The organism is Actinocrinis sp. (assembly GCF_035605935.1).
In the GTDB taxonomy this organism is placed as follows: domain Bacteria; phylum Actinomycetota; class Actinomycetes; order Streptomycetales; family Catenulisporaceae; genus Actinocrinis.
Window position 1 is genome coordinate 1 of sequence record NZ_DATNGK010000239.1, and the last position, 6,389, is coordinate 6,389.

Annotated in this window: 7 protein-coding genes; all 7 read right to left on the reverse strand. The window is 67.7% G+C overall.

Going from position 1 to position 6,389, the window contains the following annotated elements; translation table 11 throughout:
- The coding region (locus VN779_RS19125) for a 2Fe-2S iron-sulfur cluster-binding protein (protein ID WP_325725251.1) at positions 1-419 on the reverse strand (419 nt) is incomplete at its 3' end.
- A complete protein-coding gene (nuoF, locus tag VN779_RS19130; RefSeq protein ID WP_325725253.1) occupies positions 416-1,735 on the reverse strand; it encodes an NADH-quinone oxidoreductase subunit NuoF in 1,320 nt (439 codons plus the stop codon). The genes VN779_RS19125 and nuoF, both read right to left, overlap by 4 nt.
- A 3-nt stretch (positions 1,736-1,738) precedes the next feature.
- Positions 1,739-2,515: an NADH-quinone oxidoreductase subunit NuoE gene (nuoE, locus tag VN779_RS19135; protein WP_325725255.1), complete on the reverse strand. Its 777-nt coding sequence runs from the start codon at positions 2,513-2,515 to the stop codon at positions 1,739-1,741.
- Positions 2,512-3,891, reverse strand: coding sequence for an NADH-quinone oxidoreductase subunit D (locus VN779_RS19140; RefSeq protein WP_414639718.1), 1,380 nt, complete (start codon positions 3,889-3,891; stop codon positions 2,512-2,514). The genes nuoE and VN779_RS19140 overlap by 4 nt, the downstream gene beginning before the upstream one ends.
- Before the next feature lie 29 nt (positions 3,892-3,920).
- The gene (locus tag VN779_RS19145; protein WP_414639720.1) at positions 3,921-4,622 is read right to left on the reverse strand and encodes an NADH-quinone oxidoreductase subunit C; all 702 of its coding nucleotides are present in this window, start codon (positions 4,620-4,622) and stop codon (positions 3,921-3,923) included.
- A 59-nt stretch (positions 4,623-4,681) separates the two neighbouring features.
- Positions 4,682-5,236: an NADH-quinone oxidoreductase subunit B family protein gene (locus tag VN779_RS19150; protein WP_325725263.1), complete on the reverse strand. Its 555-nt coding sequence runs from the start codon at positions 5,234-5,236 to the stop codon at positions 4,682-4,684.
- 17 nt (positions 5,237-5,253) lie between these two features.
- Entirely contained in the window at positions 5,254-5,613 is a 360-nt protein-coding gene (locus VN779_RS19155; protein ID WP_325725265.1) for an NADH-quinone oxidoreductase subunit A, read from the reverse strand.
- Positions 5,614-6,389: the final 776 nt, after the last annotated feature.

Here is a 6,389-nt window from a genome sequence, read left to right on the forward strand (position 1 = left end):
GGGCACTCGCCACCCTTGTCGCAGACCGGGCAGTCCAGCGGGTGGTTGATGAGCAGCAGCTCCATCACGCCCTGCTGCGCCTTATCGGCGACTGGGGAGGCGTGCTGGGTCTTGACCACCATGCCGTCGCTGACGGTCGTGGTGCACGAGGCCATCGGCTTGCGCTGGCCTTCCACCTCGACCAGGCACTGCCGACAGGCCCCGACCGGGTCGAGCAGCGGATGGTCGCAGAACCTTGGGATGGCGATGCCGAGCCGCTCGGCGGTGCGGATGATCAACTCGCCCTTCGGCGCGATCGTCGCGACGCCGTCAACAGTCAGCGATACGTAGCCCTCCGGCACCGCGGGCGCCTTGTCATCAGCGCTCCCGCCCTGCGCGGGACTGTGCTGGTTTGGAACACCGCTCGTGGTCACGGTCATGCGCGTGCTCCGGTCGTGGTCAGGGCGGGCGCCCACGCGGTGGACAGCGCCGGGTCGAAGGGGCAGCTGCCGCTGCGCAGGTGCTCCAGGTACTCGTCCCGGAAGTACTGGATGGAGGAGGTGATCGGCGAGGTGGCGCCGTCCCCGAGGGCGCAGAAGGCCCGGCCGAGGATGTTGTCGGACAGGTCGAGCAGCTTCTCGAGGTCTTCCTCGCTGCCCTGCCCGGCCTCCAGCCGCTTGAGCACCTGGACCAGCCAGTAGGTGCCCTCGCGGCAGGGAGTGCACTTGCCGCAGGACTCGTGCGCGTAGAACTCGGTCCAGCGCAGCACCGCCCGCACGACGCACACGGTCTCGTCGAAGATCTGCAGCGCGCGGGTGCCGAGCATGGAGCCGGCCGCCCCGACGTTCTCGTAGTCGAGCGGGACGTCGAGGTGTTCCTCGGTCAGCAGTGGCGTGGAGGAGCCGCCGGGCGTCCAGAACTTCAGCCGGTGCCCACTGCGCACGCCGCCGGCCAGGTCGAGCAGTTCACGCAGCGTGACGCCGAGCGGACCCTCGTACTGGCCGGGCCGGGTCACGTGCCCGGAGAGCGAGTAGAGCACGAATCCGGGTGACTTCTCGGTGCCGAAGCCGCGGAACCAGTCGACGCCGTGGCGCAGGATCGCGGGCACCGAGGCGATCGACTCGACGTTGTTGACCACGGTCGGGCTCGCGTAGAGGCCCTCGACCGCGGGGAACGGCGGGCGCAGCCGGGGCTGGCCGCGGTACCCCTCCAGCGAGTCGAGCAGCGCGGTCTCCTCGCCGCAGATGTACGCGCCGGCTCCGGCGTGCACCACGATCTCAAGGTCGAACCCTGATCCGAGGATGTTCTCGCCGACGAATCCGGCCTCGCGTGCCTCGCGCACGGCCGCCTGGAGACGACGCAGCACGTGCACGACCTCGCCGCGCAGATAGATGAAGGCGTGGCTCGCGCGGATCGCGTAGGCCGCGATGATGATGCCTTCGATCAGCTCGTGCGGGTTCGCGAGCAGGAAGGGGATGTCCTTACACGTGCCCGGCTCGGACTCGTCCGCGTTGACCACGAGGTAATGCGGCTTGTTGTCGCCCTGCGGAATGAAAGACCACTTCATCCCGGTGGGGAAGCCGGCGCCGCCGCGGCCGCGCAGACCGGAGTCCTTGACCAGCTTGATCACGTCGTCCGGCGGCATGGCCAGGGCCTTGTGAATAGCCTGATAGCCGTCGTGCCTGCGGTAACCCTCGAGCGTGTAAGAACCCGGATCGTCCCACGCACGCGAAAGCACCGGGGAGAGTTTGCTCATCGACTATGCCTCCGCCCCGCGCCCGTTCGTGCCCTGATCCTTTTGGTCCAGCTCTTCCTGCCGCGCCAGTCGCAGTCCTTCGAGCGTGGCCGGACCGGCCGGCCCGCCCGCGTGCACCACGTCGGGACGCTCGTCTTCGAACCCTGCGAGGATGCGCTCAGTCTCGCGGAACCGGCACAGCGCCGGACCGCGGCTGGGGGTGACCTCGCGCCCGGCCAGCAGGTCGTCGACCAGCTTGACCGCGGTGGTCGGGGTCATGTTGTCGAAGAACTCCCAGTTGACCATCACGACCGGGGCGAAGTCGCAGGCCGCGTTGCACTCGATGTGCTCCAGTGTCAGCGTCCGCTCGCCCTGGCTGTCCGAGGTGCGCTCGTCGTTGCCGATCGCGAGGTGGCCCTTGAGCGTCGCGAAGATCTCATCGCCGCCCATCACCGCGCACAGCGTGTTCGTGCACACCCCGACGTGGTAGTCGCCGACCGGCTTGTTCTTGTACATGGAGTAGAACGTTGATACCGCCGAGACCTCGGCGGTGGAGAGTCCCAGCATCTCCGCGCAGAACTGCACGCCGTCGCCGGTGACGTAGCCCTCCTCCGACTGCACGAGGTGCAGCAGCGGCAGGAGCGCGGAGCGCGGCTGCGGGTAGCGCGCGATGAGCGCTTGGGCGTCCTTGACCAAGCGCTCACGCACCTCCGCCGCGTCTGCGTACGAAGTCTGATTCGCCGGCGCGGTGGTGTTCGCGCCGGGCAGGTTCGGATTCCGGCCGATGAAGACGTCCGTCACCGGTCCACCCCTCCCATGACGGGGTCGATCGAGGCGACGGCCACGATGACGTCCGCGACCATCGAGCCCTCACACATCGCGGCCGCGGCCTGCAAGTTGTTGAACGAGGGATCCCTGAAGTGCACCCGGTACGGCCTGGTGCCGCCGTCCGAGACCGCGTGGCAGCCCAGTTCGCCCTTCGCGGATTCGACCGCGACGTAAACCTGTCCCGCCGGGACGTGGAAGCCCTCGGTCACCAGCTTGAAGTGGTGAATCAGGGCCTCCATGGACTCGCCCATGATGTGCCGGATGTGGTCCAGCGAGTTGCCCATGCCGTCGCCGCCGAGGGCCAGCTGCGCGGGCCAGGCGATCTTCTTGTCCTCGACCATGACCGGGCCCGGCTTGAGCTTGTCAAGGCACTGTTCGACGATCTTCAGCGACTCACGCATCTCGTCCATGCGCAGCCGGTAGCGGCCATACGCGTCGGACGTGTTCCACGTGCAGACGTCGAAGTCATAGTTCTCATATCCGCAGTACGGCTGCGACTTGCGCAGGTCGTGCGGAAGGCCGGTGGACCGCAGGATCGGGCCCGTGATTCCGAGCGCCATGCATCCGGTCAGATCGAGGTAACCCACCCCCTCGGTCCGCCCCTTGAAGATCGCGTTCTCGTTGCAGAGCGCCTCGATGTCCTTCATCCGCTTGGGCATCAGCGCCAGGAACTCGCGCACCTTGTCCACCGCGCCGGGCGGCAGGTCCTGCGCCAGGCCGCCGGGCCTGACGTAGGCGTGGTTCATCCGCAGGCCGGTGATCATCTCGAAGATGTCGAGCACCAGCTCCCGCTCCCGGAAGCCGAAGATCATCGCCGAGAGGGCGCCCATCTCCATGCCGCCGGTGGCGATGCACACCAGGTGTGAGGAGATCCGGTTCAGCTCCATCAGCAGGACCCTGATGACGCTGGCCCGGTCCGGAACCTGCTCCTCGATGTCGAGCAGCTTCTCCACCGCGAGGCAGTACGCGACCTCCTGGAAGAAGGGGGTCAGGTAGTCCATCCGCGTGACGAACGTCGAACCCTGCGTCCAGTTGCGGAACTCGAGGTTCTTCTCAATTCCGGTGTGCAGGTAACCGATCCCGACTCGGGTCTCGGTAACCGTCTCGCCCTCAAGCTCCAGAATGAGCCGCAGCACGCCGTGTGTGGAAGGGTGCTGCGGTCCCATGTTGACCACGATGCGCTCTTCGGGGGCCTCGCCGAGCGAGTCGGCGATCTCGTCCCAGTCTCCGCCGGTGATGGTGAAGATCCGGCCGCCGGCCGCCTCGTCGCCACTGCCGTACGGGTCGCCGTGCAGTTCCTCGGCCGCGGGCGGCGTACCCGTCCTCGCGTTGGCCGCGGCGTCTGACATGTCGTCGGCCGCCCTCTCCGCTTGAATGGTCACTGGTAGGACCTCCGCTGGTCGGGCGCCGGGATCTGCGCGCCCTTGAACTCGACCGGGATGCCGCCGAGCGGGTAGTCCTTGCGCTGCGGGTGCCCGGGCCAGTCGTCCGGCATCAGGATCCTGGTCAGCGAGGGGTGGCCGTCGAAGATGATCCCGAACATGTCCCAGGTCTCACGCTCATGCCAGTCCACGGCCGGGTAGACGCCGTAGAGCGAAGGCATGTGCGGGTCGCTGTCAGGGCACGTGATCTCCAGCTGGATGCGCCGGTTGTGCGTGACCGACATCAGCGGCACCAGCACGTGCAGCTCGCGCCCGGTCTCGTGCAGGAAGTGCACCCCTGACACGCCGAGGCATAGCTCGAATCGAAGCGCCGGGTCATCACGCAGGGTCTTCGCGACCTGAACCAGGTGCTCGCGCCGGACCTGGAAGGTGATCTGCCCGCGGTACACCACGACCCGCTCGATCGCGAGTTCGGGCGCGAGGCCCTGCTCGTCGAGCGCGCCGAACAGTTCGTTCTCGACCTCGTCGAAATAGCCGCCGTACGGCCGCGGGGACTGCCCCGGCAGCTCGATCTTGCGCACCAGCCGGCCGTAACCGGAGGTGTCGCTGCCGCCGCCCGCGGTCGGGAACATCCCGCGCCGCACGGCGACGATCTCAGCCTCCTGCACCGCCAGCGGCTGTGGCTTCGGCTGCTCGATCTCGCCCGACGCGGACACCGCGCCGGGAGAACCGGAGGATGGGCGGGACTCCTCGCCGCTCACGCCAGCAGTCCCTTCATCTCGATGGTGGGCAGCGCCTTGAGCGCCGCCTCCTCGGCCGCGCGGGCCGCCTTCTCCCGGTTCACGCCGAGCGGCGCGGCCTGGATCTCGGCGTGCAGCTTGAGGATCGCGTCCATCAGCATTTCCGGCCTGGGCGGGCAGCCGGGCAGGTAGATGTCGACCGGCACGATGTGGTCCACGCCCTGCACGATCGCGTAGTTGTTGAACATGCCGCCGGAAGAGGCGCACACGCCCATCGACAGCACCCACTTGGGGTTGGGCATCTGGTCGTAGATCTGGCGCAGCACCGGGGCCATCTTCTGGCTGACCCGGCCGGCCACGATCATCAGGTCCGCCTGGCGCGGCGAGGCCCGGAACACCTCCATGCCGAAGCGGGCCAGGTCGTAACGCCCCGCCCCGGTGGCCATCATCTCGATCGCACAGCAGGCCAGCCCGAAGGTGGCCGGCCAGAGCGAGCCCTTGCGCATGTACCCGGCCAGTCCCTCGACCGTGGAGAGCAGGAACCCGCTGGGAAGCTTCTCCTCAAGGCCCATCGCAGAACCCGTACCTCTCAGTCCCAGTCCAGGCCGCCGCGCCGCCAGACGTAGGCGTAAGCGACCAGGACGGTGAGGACGAACAGGACCATCTCCGCGAGCCCGAACCAGCCGAGCGCGTCGAAAGCGACGGCCCACGGGTAGAGGAAGACGATCTCGATGTCGAAGACGATGAACAGCATCGCGGTCAGGTAGTACTTGACCGGGAACCGGCCGCCACCGACCGGCTGCGGAGTCGGCTCGATGCCGCACTCGTAGCTGTCGTATTTAGCTCGGTTGTACCGTTTCGGACCGGTAAGCGAGCCGATGACCACCGAGAAGACCGCGAATCCGCCCGCGATCAGGCCGAGGGCCAGGATCGGCACGTACGTGTCCACACGCGCCGCCACCTTTCCGCCGCTAGTCGTAGTCCGCCGGCGTCGTCGTCGACGGGTGGCACCCGCCCCCGTGGCCCGGCCTGCTCGTGAAGCCGTTCACAAGCCGGGGGCGAAATCGGCCGCAAGCCTTGCCGATTGACGGCAATCCTACGGCCTAGCAGATGTGATCCTCGCCACGGGTCACCCCTTCGGCGACCCGCTGATCCGTAACCTAGTCCTTACTCGGTACGCAGCGCTGTGTGATCTCCATCACGCCCAGGTCAGGGCGCTTTGGACAAGTCCGGAGGCTGATGAGACACGATTGTGACGATCTTCACACAGCCACGCGACACCGCCCCGCAGAGTGATCGTCCGTACACGCGACGGGCGATTCGGAGTGTCCAATCGTCGCCCAGAATGCGGACAGGGAATTTGATTTGCCGCTCTACGTCATGTAGAAGCTGCGCAGCGCATAGCGCGCCTGGTAGCAAGTGGCTTGTGCACACGAGAATGCACGTGCCGGAAGAGAGCGGTAACGCCTACGGCTGGCGCGCTCCGCACTGAACTGCACCCGCCCGCCCACCCTGCTCCGCGTCCTCGCTGGCGCTCGGCCGCTACGCGAACCGGGGCGCTGCCGCGCACGCGCTCCGCGCTGAACGTTTCGCTGACCCTCCGGGCCGCTCCGCTCGCCGCTCCCCTCACTCTCCCCGGCCAGCCCGTTGCATCTGCCGACTAACGCCCCGCCGCCGGCAGATCGTCGCCGCCGCACCTTCACCGCAGCAGCCTTGACTGACTTG